Genomic DNA, 13,745 nt, shown 5'->3' with positions numbered 1-13,745 from the left:
GAATTCGGCCACCGACGATGGCTGACGTGAGTACCCTTTCTTCGGTGGAACTGGGGGTTTTGGGACCTCTCCAGGTCCGGCAGGACGGAACGCCCGTCGCTATTCCGGGCGCCAAGCCGCGCGCCATCCTGACCATGCTCGGGCTGCACGATGGGTCGGTTGTGCCCGCCGACGCATTGATCAAGTTGCTGTGGGGTGACGATCCACCGCGCACCGCCGCTAAGGCCCTGCAAACCCATATCTCCGCGCTGCGCCGCGCGCTTGGCGACGGCTTCGTGGTCACCGAGGGAGCCGGCTGGCGGCTCGACGGCGCCGAGGTGGATGCGTCGCGCTACAAATCGGCGGCCAAGACTGGACGCGATGCGGCTGCCGTCGGCGACACCAGCCAAGCGGTGATGTGCTTGGAGGAGGCGCTCGTCCTCTGGCGCGGAATCCCCGAACTACCCGACGGGCAGCGGGGACTCTCCGAGAAGACGCGCTGGATCGAAAGCCACGCCGCACTCGTCGAGGATCGAGCAGACGCACTGCTCGCCACCGGACGCGCCGCGGAGGTCATCGGCGACCTCGAGGCGGCCGTCGCCGAGGCGCCGCTACGTGAAAGACGATGGGGCCAGCTGATGCTCGCCCTGTACCGGGCCGGCCGGCAAGGTGAAGCCCTCGGGGCGTATCAGCGGGTGCGGTCGCTGCTCGCCGACGAACTGGGCGTCGATCCCGGGCCGGAGCTTCGACGCCTCGAAACCGCGATCGTTGCTCAGGATTCGTCGCTGGACGTTGCTGTGACGCAGCATCTTCCGTCGGTCACACGTGCTGTGACCTTCCTGCTCACCGATATCGAGGGATCAACCGCGGCATGGGAGGCCGAGGCCGATGCCATGGCGATCGCCCTCGCTCGTCACGACGAGCTGGTCGAGCAGGTCGTCACCTCGCGCGGCGGCCGGCTGATCAAGACACGTGGCGAAGGCGACGCGACGTTCTCGGTCTTCGAGCGGCCGTCCGCGGCGGCCGCCGCGGCCATTGAGTTGCAAGACGCAATCACTCACGAACCGTGGGTGTCTCGGGAGCCGATCCGCGTCCGGATGGCGCTACACACCGGTGAGGTCGAGCTTCGCGACGGCGACTACTTCGGCCGGGCGGTCAACCGGGTGGCGCGCCTGCGCTCGCTGGCCGAGGGAGGCCAGATCCTGTGCTCCGGTGCGACCGCCGAGCTCGTCATCGACTCGCTGGCCGACGACGTCATGCTCAAGGACCTCGGGACTCGTCAGCTGAAGAACCTCGCGCGCCCCGAGCATGTTTTCGAGCTGCGACTCGAAACCGCCGCGGCCCAGCCCCAACCGCAGCCAGCCGAGCCGCCGATGGAGCGACCCGGCCTCCCCGCGGTCCTCGTCGGACCCGGGCCGTTCGTCGGACGGGGCCGCGAGCTCGAGCGGCTGCTGTCGGTGTGGCAGACCGCGCTCGCAGGCGGTGTGCCCACCGTGCTGATCGCCGGCGAGCCGGGGGTCGGCAAGACACGACTGGCCGGTGAATGGTCGCAGCGGGCTTATGCGCAGGGAGCGATCGTGTTGTACGGCCGGTGCGACGAGGACCTCGGTGCGCCCTACCAGCCGTTCGCCGAGGCGTTGCGTTCACTGGTGCCGTGCGTGGGCGCTGACCGACTGCGGCGACTGCGCGGCGTCGAAGCGCTGCTACCACTTGCACCGGGGCTGACCGATGTCCTACCCGATCTGGTTTCCCGGGCTCACCCGGATCCCGACACCGAGCGCTACGCACTTTTCGATGCCGTGGTGGCGCTGCTGGAAATCGCGTCCAAGAGTGCGCCGGTCCTGCTGATCCTCGACGACCTGCACTGGGCGGCCAAGCCGACGCTGCTGCTGCTGCGGCATCTGCTGCGCTTCGGCGACCACGGCCGCGTGCAGATCGTCGGCACCTACCGCAGCACCGACCTCGACCGCGCCCATCCCCTGGCCGCGATGCTTGCCGATCTGCACCGCAGTGCCCCTACTGGCACCGCAAACCGCTTGAGCCTCAGCGGACTCGACGAGGACGATGTGACCGCATACGTCGCCGAGGCCGGCTACGACGACGAGGAGCTCGCCCACGCGTTGGCATCGGTCACGGGCGGTAACCCCTTCTTCCTGATCGAGGCTTTGCGCCACGTCGACGAAAGTGGCGGCGTGTGGGATCAGAGCACCCTGCCGCAGGGCGTGCGAGAAGCGGTGAGCCGCAGACTTTCTCGGCTCCCGATTGAAACCAACAAAGCTCTCGCCGCCGCTGCGGTCGTCGGCAGCAGGTTCGCCGTGGAACTGGTCGAGCAGGTCGTCGGAAACGACTTGATCGATGCGTTCGACGAGGCGTGCCAAGCCGGCATCGTCGTCGAAGAGCCCGGCGGCAATTACCGCTTCAACCACGCGATCGTGCGCCAGTCGCTGCTGGCCGAGTTGGCATCGGTGCGGCGCATGCGATTGCACCAGCGCATCGCCGCGACGCTGGAGACGCTACCGGGCGCCGACGACGAACTGTTGGCCGAACTGGCTCATCACTACTACGAATGTGCTTGGGCGGGAAACGCGGCCAAGGCCGTCTTCTACTGCCGGCGTGCCGCGGACCAGGCGATGGCACGACTTGCCTACGAAGGTGCGGCGGACCTGTATCACCAGGCCTTGCACGCGCTGGAGGAAATTGACGACGAGCTGTCCGATCGCGACACCCAGACGGCCGAGCTACTGGTTGCGCGCTGCGAAGCCCTGCTCGCCGCGGGCGATGTGACTTCGGCCGCGGGTGCGGTCTCCCAATTGCAAGAGACGACAGTCGATTCGGCCCGGCTCACAGCATGGGCCGCATGCTTCGACGGCCAACTCTCGTTGTTGATTCACCCCGAGCGATTGGACGAGGCCGAATCCACACTGAGCACGGCCGCCGCCAAGCTCGCCCAACTGGACGATGCCGCCGGAGAAGCCAAGGCGCACACCGTCCGCGCGGGGTGCCTCGCCCGCCTGGGCCGAATCGCCGACTGCGAAATCGCCCTCGACGACGCGCTGACCGCGGCGCGCCGGGCACGCGAACACCGCAGTGTGAACGCGGTTTTGGCGGGCGCACCACTCGCGGCGTTGTGGGGACCCAACCCCGTTCCGCGCGCGGGCGGACGGTGTCTCGACGTGGTGCGGCTGCTTCGCATCACGACCGACTCGCCGGCCGTCGAGGCCACCTCGACGCGATGCCAGGCCGTGTTGGAGGCCTTCCGAGGACGTGCCGCCGCGGCCCGGCGAATGATCGACTCGGCCCGGCGCACCGTCACCGAACTCGGCTTACGCCACGCGCGGCTCGAAGTTGAACAATTCGCCGGGATCGTCGAACTCATCGTCAATGAGCCTGCTGCGGCGGAGCCGCATCTTCGCAAGGCGTACGACGGCTTTCGTCGCATGGGTCTCGACGCCGACACTGCCGAGACCGCCGCGTTACTCGGCCGCACCTGTCTTGCGCTCGACCGTGAGGCAGAGGCTGACGAGTTATGCACGGAGAGCGAACGTCTCGCCGGGCATGCCTTGAAGGCGTCGATGGGGTGGCGCACGCTTCGGGCGCTCCTGCTGGCCCGCGGCGGCGACCATGAGGCAGCTCGGCGGGTCGCCGAGGCCGCGGTGGCTTTGGCCGAGCGGACTGACGCCCTGGTCGATCACGGTGACGCGTGCCTCACGCTCGCAACCGTATTGGCCGCGGCCGGCAATACCGCCGGAGCACGAGCCGCCGCCGAACAAGCGGTCGCCCTCTATGACCGCAAAGGCGCTGCGGCACTTGCCGAGATGGCGCGCAACGTGCTCGGCGAGCCGGTCGTGCCGATCGACGCTCCCCTAACCGAAACGCCAGCTCTCGAGCTGGACAACGAATGCGTGCGAGTGGGCGAACGCGTGATGGCCGCTATCCACCGTCAGGACTGGGACGAGTTCGAGCGGTTGTTCGCACCGAACGCCTTGGTCGAAAGTCGCCGGAAGGTCGTCGGCCTCACGGTACAGTCGGCTGCGATGCGCCTTGAGATGCGGCGGGAGTTCGAGACTGGCGCGATCCGGATCGACCATGTGATGGTAGCGGCGCGAGGCGACCGATTGGCTCTGTCTAAATTGACGACGACAACCGCCGACGCGAGCCCTGGAGCGCCGCAGGACGAGCTACTTCAGCTATTCGCTATCGACGACAACGGTCAAGTCACGCGACAGGTCTGGTTCGACGTCGACGACGTCGACGACGCGATGGCCGAACTCGATGCCATGCAGGCCCGGTTCGAAGAAAAGCGCACAGCCAGGCTCGAGAACGCAGCAACGCGAATATTCCAACGGTTCTGGTCCTACTTCGCCGCCCGCGACTGGGATGCGCTGGCTGCAACCATGGGCCGCAACGTTTCCAGCATCGATCATCGGCGGGTCGTGAATGCTGGGGCCCAACATGGTCGAGATGCCGAGATCGACGGCCTGCGGGCGGCTGCCGATCTCGGCTTCACAATATCGATGGTGGACGTCGTGGCGATCCGCGGTGAGCGGCTGGCCCTCGCATGTGTGCGCGCCGCCGGCCGCGACCCTGAGACGATCCAGAACGATGCCCTCAACGTCGTCGAGATCGACGCGGACGGGCTGATCGCGTCGGTCAATGTCTTCGATGCCGAAGAGTTCACGACTGCCATTGCCGATCTCGAATCCCGCTACCTGGCAGGTGAAGCGAGTGCTTACGCACGCACGTGGTCGGTCATCGCCGACGCCTTTGCAACGCTCAACCGGCACGAAATCCCCCCGATGACCCCTGATTGGATAACAGTCGACCACCGACCTGTCATCGCGATCGGTCCAGATGATCTGGAGACATATCTGCGTTCCTCGTGGGGTGCTCTCCCGGGGGTGAGCCTCTATGTGGAGGTGGTGCATGAGCTTTCCGGCAGCGGGGCAGTTCTCACCCATGCTGCGCATGGGACCTCGCAAGAGGGCTTTGATGCCGAGTGGCGGATGATCGAACTGCTGACAGTCGAAAATGAAATGCTTAGTCGTGGAGAGATTTTCGACGAGGCGCACTTGGATGCCGCGATCGCGCGGTTCGAACAGCTCACCCGGCCATCGTCGGGGCTAGAAAGCGCGGCAACACTCGCATTCGAGCGCTTCCGGTCGCAGTTCGCCGCACGCGATTGGGACGCCATCGCTGAAACCCTGGCCGAGGGTGCTTTCCACGACGATCGTCGGTTGGTGGTAGGCGTCGGAGTCCGAGAGGGCCGCGATGCCGTCATCGCCGAGATGTCGGCACTCGCCGAAATCGGGGTAAAGCGCCTTGATTCAGCCATCATTGCGATCCGAGGCGGCCGTCTCCTCCTCAACCGTTCGCATGCTTCCGGCCACGACCAGAGACCCGATTCATTCCGCACCGATGTCCTCAATATCGTCGAGATCAACGCCGACGGGCGGATCACGGCCCTCATCACGTTCGACCCCGACGACTTCACGACAGCCGTCGCCGAACTCGAATCCCGTTACCTGGCCGGGGAAGGGCGCGTCCATGCACACACGTGGTCGGCTATTCTGTGCGCCTACGCCGCGGTTAATCGACACGAACTCCCATCGACGACGCCAGATTGGGTGAATATCGACCACCGGCAAGGAAGAGCTTTCGCGCCTGGCGAGCTGTTTAGATACACCCATGCGACCTGGGATATCACGCCAAAGTCCGAGATCTATATCGAAGCCGTGCATCGGTTGAGTGATCGTGGAGTAGTCGTAACCAACGCGATGAATGGCAGCTCACGAGAGGGCTTCGACGCAGAGTGGCGGGAAGTCTTTCTACTAACGATACAAGGTGAAATTCTCAACCGCTGCGAGCTTTTCGACGAGGCAGACTTGGACGCCGCACTCGCGAGGTTCGAACAACTAACCCGGCCCGCAGCGCGACCTGAAAACGCCGCAAGTCAAGTGGCAGAGCGCTTCCTGGCACGGTTCACCGCGCACGACTGGGACGCATTGGCGGAACTGCTAGCGGACGACTTTTCCACTGAGGATCGCCGTCGGTTGGTTGGCGTTGAAGCCCGACAGGGTCGAGAGGCAGAAATCGCGAGCATGCGCGTCGTCGCCGAACTCGGCGGGACCAACATGACGTCGACGGTCGTTGCGACGCGCGGCACACGGCTCATCCTCACCCGTTTGCGCTATGCGGATTGGGACCAGGCTCCCGGCGCCTTCCATACCGATGTTCTTGACGTCATTGAAATCGACGCCGATGACCGGATCGTGACGCGGATCGTGTTCGACCCCGACGATATCCAGGGCGCGCTCGCAGAGCTCGATGCACGATATGTCGTTGGCGAAGCCAGAGCCTGCGCGCGCGTCTGGTCAGTCGTTGCGGCCAGCTACGCGGCACTGAACCGCCATGAACTGCCGCCGATGGCGCAAGACTGTGTGAGCATCGACCACCGACGGGAGACGGCTTTCGGCCCGGGCGACGTCATCGCCTATATCAACGCAGGATGGGATTCCAAGCAAGACATCAACATCCATGTCGAGGAAGTGCATCGGCTGAGCAATATCGGATCGTTAATCACATACTCCGCAGAGGAAACTTCGCGCGACGGCTTCAATGCCGAGTGGCGTGGCATCGCCCTGCTGACGGTCGAGGGTGAAATGGTGAACCGCTGCGAGGTTTTCGATGCGGCAGACATCGACGCCGCGCTCGCCCGATTCGATGCCCTGCACCCGACGGCGAGACGGCTGGAAAACGCTGCGAGCAGAGTGGCCGACCATTTCCTAGCGCATTTTGCCGCTCGTGACTGGTCCGGTCTCAGCGAAGCACTCGCCGACGACTTCTCTAGTGACGACCGCCGTCGAGTGGTAGGCGCGGGAGTCCGGCACGGTCGAGACGCCCAGATGGCGGACATCCGGTCAATTGCCGACGTCGGGACCACGCACATAACGTCGAACCCTATTGCGCTGCGAGGACAGCGCCTCGTACTCACCCGCGGTCAGCTCACGTTCCGCGATCAAGGAGACGACGCGTACTTCACAGAGTCGTTCTCCATCGTCGAGATCAACGCCGAGGACCGGATCGTCGCACTAGTCTCGTTCGATCTCGAAGACATCGACGCCGCCTACGAAGAGCTCGAACATCGGTACCTGGTCGGCGAGGCGGCACCATATGCGCGCGTATGGCAGATGGGAATCGACACTCTGGGCGAGGCTAATCGTCACCAGCCGGGGCCAATGATGAGACAAATCGCGTACACCAATCATCGACGAGTTCCTTTCGCGCCTGGGGATTTCGCGCACGCTGTCGAAGAGCTATGGTCTCTCGTACCCGATGCTCGCTACCGTACGACGGTGGCCCATGCGCTCGATACCCATGGGATCGTGTCCGGTCTCGTCATCGAAGGCAGCGATGAACATGGGAACGAATTGCAATGGGCACGAACACTTTTGTTCGTTGCCGACGGACCCCAGATGGAAGTGTACGAAGAAGACGACATCGACGCCGCGCTCGCGCGGTTCGAGGAACTGCGCCCACCAGCGCTACGGCTGGAAAACGCGGCAACCCGAGTGGACAAGCACTTCGTGGCAAATTTGGGGCAACGCAACTGGCCGGCGGTAGCCGATGCCTTGGCCGCCGATATTTTGGTCGAGGATCGTCGACACGTGGTGAATGCGGGGATTTGGCACGGTCGCGACGAAGTGGTCGAGAAAATGAAAGCCTTGGCGGTAGACGGCGGGGCGAATACCACATTGGCCGTTATCGCTACCCGCGGCGAGCGCCTCGCGCTCACCCGCTTCTGCTCTTCCAACCGCGCACTGCGGCACGGCGAATTCGGTGTTGAGCTGCTCGGCATCACGGAGATCGACTCCGACGAAAGGATATTGGCACGCGTCGCCTTCGACCCTGACGACATGGATGCCGCCTTTGCCGAACTCGATGCTCGCTACCTCGCCGGAGAGGCGGCCCCCCAGTCGCGTACGTGGTCTGCCATCACACGGGTGTTCGAGGTGCTCAACCGAGGCCAATTGCCAACGACGACAAAGACCTTCGAAGATGTCGACCACCGACGCGGGGTAATGCTAGCGCCCGGCGATCTGATGGACTTCCTCCGTGCCGCGATGGGTGAGACAAAGCGCAGCATCGTCTACGTTGAAGCAGTTCATCGGCTGACCGGTCGCGGCGCCGTCGTCACCCACGTTGCTCAGTCGACGACACCAGATGGCTTCTACGCCGAGTGGCGCATGGCCGACGTCTTTATGGTCGAAGGCGATCTGATCAACCGCTACGAATTCTTCGAAGAGACAGACCACGATGCCGCCCTCGCGCGGTTCGATGAGCTCGCCCGGTAAGCAACCGGGCCGAGCCCGATTGACGATCGCGCTTGCCGATCAGCTGTGGTTGTTGATTCGGTCGAGACCCCGCGGTTCGCCGCCGGCGGTGTCCGAACATCGCGAACAGGCCGTCCGTCCACCCCTGCATCGAGGGACGCTCGTCGATCTCCACCGCGTCGGAGCTGCCTGCGCCCAGCAGATCAGGCAGCGTCAGTCGGCCGGACGACGCCTGCCGCCGAAGATGACCGGTCACGGTTTGAGGAGTGGCCGCCATGCCCGCGAGCATGACAGCAAACCACACCGATCGCCTGATTGCCGTCTCAAGTCCCCCAATTGGTCCTCGCAGCCTCGTGAACTGTGGGCTCGCCCGAACCCCGTTCAAAGGGCCCGAGCAACGCGAACAGTGGGCGCTACCAACGACCCGCGCCCCTTTTTGTTCAACGGAATTGCGGTCTCTGTTCACCTGCCGACCGGGGCCGATGCACGCGGTGAATCGTATTGCCGCCATACCTGATTCGGCGATAGGGTAAGGGTCATGATCAACAACAGCATCGAGACAATGTTCATCGGCCACGGCGGTGGCGCCGGCGGCGGCCGTGGTGGTGGCGCTGGTGGTGGCCGCGGCGGTGGCGCCGGCGGCGGCCGCGGTGGTGGCGCTGGTGGTGGCCGCGGCGGCGGCGCCGGCGGCGGCCGCTAAATCTCATACTTTCCTCTGCGCCCCTTCAACTCTCACTGAGTAATCGTGGGGCGCTAGGAGTTGCACTACGTTCGTCCCGCCCAGGCGATTAAGCCTGAGGCGGAGACCGCCATCGCAAGCACACTGCGATAAACCGTGATACGGCCGTCGGGTCCATGACCCGGCGGCCGTTTGCGCGATCGCAAGTCTTGGGTGCCGACGACGAAGCAGCGAAATTGCACCCGCGATTCGCAGGCAAACCGAGCGGCTGGAAGACTGCTGGCATGCAAGCGATCAGCGGTACCGTGCGTTCGGCTACGCCGCAGGATGCGGCCGCCTGCGTGGCGATCTACCGCCCGTACGTCGAGAACACGCTGATCAGTTGGGAACTCGAGGCACCCAGCGCCGACGAGATGGCGTCACGTATCGCCAACGCCCAACGGGCGCACGAATGGCTGGTCCTCGAACATGACGATCAGGTCATCGGCTTCGCCTACGGCCACGCATTGATCAGCCTGCCTTCCTTCAAATGGTCGGCCGAGACCGGCATCTACATCAGCGGCGACCGTCACCGCGCGGGTTGGGGGCGCAGACTTTATGCCGAAGTGCTGCACCGGCTCGCCGAGCGCGGATACCGGCGAATCTTCGCCGGCATCACCCAACCCAACGAGGCCAGCAACGCATTTCACCGATCCTTCGGATTCGAAGATATCGGCGCCTGGCCGCGTGTCTATTTCAAGAACGACCGCTGGCACGACGTCGCGTGGATGCAACTCGATCTGGGCCCCGGCGAGCCGCTGGGACCGCCCCGGCCAATCGGCTAATTACCGATGATGTTGCGGCGCAGCAGCATAACCGCTCTCACTTGCGCGTGCGCAACGCGACGTAGTACTCGTGCCGCCGGGTGTTGTCGACGGTGTAACTGACTGCCCTCGTGACGCCGTCATGGTCGACATCCACCCATCGCTCGGTGCGTTGGCGCTCAAATTCGCTCCAGGACGTCACGGTGAACCGCTCCAGGAACGAGTTGGGTTCCTCGACACTGTGATAGAGCCGCCAACTGTGGCCGCCCGTGCGCAGCCGTGACTGCCTGACGTCCCGCATCGCTTCGATGAATTCATCGAGGTTCTCGGGCGGCACCTGGTAGCGGACGGCTACGAGCACCGGCCCATCCTGTGGGCACGGTTCGAACACGAGCGTCGGCGTCGGCCAGGCGCTGGAAACCTCGACACTCTCCGTGCCGGTGCACGGCCGCAGCGGCAGCACGACAACACTGACGGCAGCAACGCCCAGCACCGCGGCCGACCACAGCATCGCGACGTCAAGTCCCCACCGGGTGGCAAGGAGGCCCCAGATATAGGCGCCGAGCGCCTGAGATCCGGTCGAGACCAACAGATACACCGACAGTCCACGGGCCCGAACCCAGCGCGGCAGCGACAGCTGCGCTGCGGCGTTCAACGTCGTCAAAGTGATCAGCCACGCCGTCCCGGACAACATCAGAAACGGAATCGCGGCCCCGAACGGCAGCCAGACCACGGCTACCGGCGCGAGGCCATACGCCGCGGCAGAGATCGCCATCAGCCGGTTGTCCGATATTCGTGCATGCAACGGTTCGGCAGCTATGACGCCGAGTATCGCGCCAAAACCAATGGCCCCCAGCGCCACACCGTAGCCGCCGGCTCCGAGGCGCCACGTGTGCGCGGCGGCCACCGGCAAAAGTGCGAGAATGGCCGACGCGGGAAACAGGAAAAGGGCTGTGCGCAAGAGGATCCTGCGAAAAATCGGACTGTTCTCGACGTATTGCAGCCCGGTGACGATGGCCTGGCCGATGCGTTCTCGCTCGATCGGCACGATTTGCTTCGGCCGATTCCACGCCCGCAAAGCGAAGATGATCGCCGAGAACGACACCGCGTTGATCGCGAAGACCGCCGCGGGACCGAGCCAAGCCACGACGATACCGCCGATCGCCGGTCCAATCGCTCGGGTGGAGTTCGCCGAGACGCTGCCCAACACCGAAACCGCCGGTATCTGCTGGCGCGGAACAACCTCGGGCTGAATCGCCTGCCAGGCCGGCCCGGTCAATGCGGAAGCGAACCCGATGGCCAAGGTAAACATCAACAGCGCGGTCGGGGTGAGGCGACCAAGGTTGGTCAGCAGCGCCAGCGCGAGCGCCACCAGCACGGCATATGTTTGCAGAAATATCAGGAGGCGACGCCGGTCGAACAGATCGGCGAGCACGCCGGCGAACAACCCCAAAAGCAGCGTCGGCCCCAGACTTGCCGTCTGAACCAGCGCCACGATGACGTCCGGACTGTGGCTTTCCACCAAGAACCATTGCGCCGCCACGGCCTGCATCCACGTTCCGATATTGGAGACGAACTGGGCGACGAACAGGCCGCGGTACACGCGGTTGCGCAAGGGCGCCCACGTCGACGGTTTACGCTCCTGGTCCTGAGTCACCACACAGTCGATGTTCGACAGCCCCTCTGTTCGGCCAGTGCCCAGCGACGAAGCTGACTGGCGCTATCTAACGTGCGGGCAACCCGCCCCGCGTTGTATCAAGGATTAGAAGTTTAAGACACATACACCCACCACTCGCATCATGGAGCCACCCCCAGAACATGCCCGGGCAAATGTCGAGAAGCCGATCATCACCCCGGACGACCAACACGGATCGACTTGCTCCGTATTCCCTGTGAGACAACGATTCTGGCAGTAGCCGCACCGCCTGGACACGCACATCGACGACACTTGGGAACCGAGCCGAGCGCAGCGGCACTTCGCCGATAGGGTGACTTGCATGTCCGACGCCGATCGGAAGCCACTCCAACCGCTGTATCTGCTCGCGGACAGTCAGCTCCTGTTCTGGAAGCACCGTGGCCGCCCGTTGCTCGAAGCGGCACTTGACGGGTTGACGCGCGACACACGACTCAGCGCGGCGTACATCGGAGCCTCCAACGGCGACCGTCCGGAGTTCTACGACATCTTCGAGGCGGCGATGGATGCGATCGGAATCCCGGACCGCCGCATGATCGATTCGTCGTTCGGCCCAGACGACCGCACCTTCTTGGAAGGCGCGCAGTTGATCGTCCTCGCGGGCGGCGATGTGCGCCTCGGCTGGATGACGTTCGAGAAAACCGGGATGAAAGACGTGTTGCTGGACCGGCATACCCGTGGCGCGATCCTGGTGGGCATATCAGCCGGCGCGGTCCAGCTCGGACGGTACGGAATCGTCGAGACTTCGGCTGCCACCGAATTGCTCGACGTGTTCAACCTCGTCCCCGCGGTTATCGACACCCACGACGAGCAGGCTGACTGGGCGCGACTGTCCCGCGCGATCGCCTCGCTCGACGGCGCGGCCACGGGGCTGGGAATCCCGTCCGGGGGCGGAGTCGTCGTACACACCGACAACACCATCGAGCCGCTGCGGCGCCCTGCACACCAATTCCGTTACCAGGGCACCCGCGTCGCCCACTCACTGCTACCCGCCGACGCCGGCGACTGACGCTGCTTTTCCGATACGGCTGTACCTGGTCAGCGCGGGAATTACGCTGAGGCCATGGCCAAACTTGATGACCGGGCACCCGTCCCGTCCGCGGATCTTGCCGCGGCGTTAGCGCCATTCGGTCGATCGCGCATGCTGCCGCGAGAGGCTTACGTCGATCCCGAGGTATTTGAATGGGAACAGCGCCACATCTTCTCGGGATGGACCTGCGTCGGCCATGCCAGCGACATCGCTGAGGTCGGCGCCCAGCTCGCGGTCGGCTCCGGCGTGAACGGTGTGTTGCTGGTGCGGTCCGAGGAGAGTGACGTGCGTGCGTTCGCCAACGTCTGCCGTCACCGCGGCCACGAACTGCTCCCCTGTGGCGAGTCGACCAAAAAGCGCAGCATCATCTGCCCGTACCACTCGTGGTCCTTCCGGCTGGACGGCGCGCTTCGCAATGCGCCCGGCTTCCGCGATGCCGCCGACTTCAACCCGGACGAGTTCGGGCTCACCGAGCTGCGCCTGGTGGATTGGCACGGCTGGCTTTTCGTCGACCCGAGCGGACACGACACGGATTTCTCCGGAAACGTCGCGGGGCTCGAGGACGTAATCGGCCCCTACCGGCCCGAAGAGTTGATCATCGTCGCTCGGCATTCCTATGAGCTCGCCGCCAACTGGAAGGTCATCGTCGAGAACTACCAAGAGTGTTACCACTGCCCGACAATCCACCCGGAACTGTCCCGAGTCAGCCCGCCGACCAGCGGCGCGACCCTCGGCCTTGAGGGAACCTGGCTTGCCGGCTGGATGTCGATCGGCGAGGGCCTGGAGACGATGTCCCTCACCGGAAAGAGCGGCGGCGGCGCGATCGCCGGATTGTCCGAGCAGCAGCTATGCACCGTCATGTACGTCGTTGGATACCCGAATCTGCTGGTGAGCTTGCATCCCGACTACATAATGACTCACCTCATGACGCCCCTGGCCATCGACCGCACGCACGTCGAATGTGCCTGGGCCTTCCCCAAAGACGTTGCGAGCCAAGACAATTTCGACCCTTCATATGCGGTGGACTTCTGGGACCTCACCAACCGCCAGGATTGGGGGGCCTGCGAGTCGGTGCAACGCGGCCTCACCTCTCCGCTCGCCCGTCCGGGCCCTCTGGCCCCGGATGAGGAGGCCGTCTACCAGTTCGTCACCCGGGTGGCTCAGGCGTATGCCTGCACTACCTGACGTGCGCCCAATCGAAATAGCCTGTGCAACTGACTGATTGTGAGAA

General features: G+C 64.5%; 6 protein-coding genes. 5 read left to right on the top strand and 1 reads right to left on the bottom strand.

Going from position 1 to position 13,745, the window contains the following annotated elements; translation table 11 throughout:
* The first annotated feature begins 44 nt into the window (after positions 1-44).
* The 3 genes from SKC41_RS21115 to SKC41_RS21105 all read left to right on the top strand — a co-directional run bounded on the left by SKC41_RS21115 (position 45) and on the right by SKC41_RS21105 (position 9,812).
* Positions 45-8,330: a BTAD domain-containing putative transcriptional regulator gene (locus SKC41_RS21115; protein WP_330980064.1), complete on the top strand. Its 8,286-nt coding sequence runs from the start codon at positions 45-47 to the stop codon at positions 8,328-8,330.
* A 517-nt stretch (positions 8,331-8,847) separates the two neighbouring features.
* Entirely contained in the window at positions 8,848-9,009 is a 162-nt protein-coding gene (locus tag SKC41_RS21110; protein WP_165796427.1) for a hypothetical protein, read from the top strand.
* Between the two features lie 263 nt (positions 9,010-9,272).
* Complete coding sequence (locus SKC41_RS21105; protein ID WP_330979647.1) at positions 9,273-9,812, top strand: GNAT family N-acetyltransferase; 540 nt, start codon at positions 9,273-9,275, stop codon at positions 9,810-9,812.
* Positions 9,813-9,849: 37 nt separating this feature from the next.
* Here the strand turns inward: SKC41_RS21105 and SKC41_RS21100 are convergent, their stop codons facing one another.
* Positions 9,850-11,451 carry an MFS transporter gene (locus tag SKC41_RS21100; protein ID WP_330979646.1) on the bottom strand — a complete coding sequence of 534 codons (1,602 nt, stop codon included), beginning with the start codon at positions 11,449-11,451 and terminating at the stop codon, positions 9,850-9,852.
* A gap of 337 nt (positions 11,452-11,788) precedes the next feature.
* On the opposite strand from SKC41_RS21100, the gene SKC41_RS21095 reads away from it, so the two are divergent.
* Both SKC41_RS21095 and SKC41_RS21090 read left to right on the top strand, forming a co-directional pair.
* Positions 11,789-12,493 carry a Type 1 glutamine amidotransferase-like domain-containing protein gene (locus SKC41_RS21095; RefSeq protein WP_330979645.1) on the top strand — a complete coding sequence of 235 codons (705 nt, stop codon included), beginning with the start codon at positions 11,789-11,791 and terminating at the stop codon, positions 12,491-12,493.
* 54 nt (positions 12,494-12,547) lie between these two features.
* On the top strand, positions 12,548-13,699 hold the full coding sequence (locus SKC41_RS21090; protein ID WP_330979644.1) for an aromatic ring-hydroxylating oxygenase subunit alpha: 1,152 nt from the start codon (positions 12,548-12,550) through the stop codon (positions 13,697-13,699).
* The last annotated feature ends 46 nt before the right edge of the window (positions 13,700-13,745 follow it).

This window comes from Mycobacterium sp. 050128 (genome assembly GCF_036409155.1).
In the GTDB taxonomy this organism is placed as follows: domain Bacteria; phylum Actinomycetota; class Actinomycetes; order Mycobacteriales; family Mycobacteriaceae; genus Mycobacterium.
Note: the sequence above shows the minus strand (reverse complement) of the source record. Positions and strands in the feature narration are given on the sequence as shown.

Bases quoted from the DNA above. Each gene is read 5' to 3' on its own strand.
- SKC41_RS21110 (WP_165796427.1), top strand. From the start codon at position 8,848: ATGATCAACAACAGCATCGAGACAATGTTCATCGGCCACGGCGGTGGC.
- SKC41_RS21090 (WP_330979644.1), top strand. From the start codon at position 12,548: ATGGCCAAACTTGATGACCGGGCACCCGTCCCGTCCGCGGATCTTGCC.
- SKC41_RS21095 (WP_330979645.1), top strand. From the start codon at position 11,789: ATGTCCGACGCCGATCGGAAGCCACTCCAACCGCTGTATCTGCTCGCG.
- SKC41_RS21105 (WP_330979647.1), top strand. From the start codon at position 9,273: ATGCAAGCGATCAGCGGTACCGTGCGTTCGGCTACGCCGCAGGATGCG.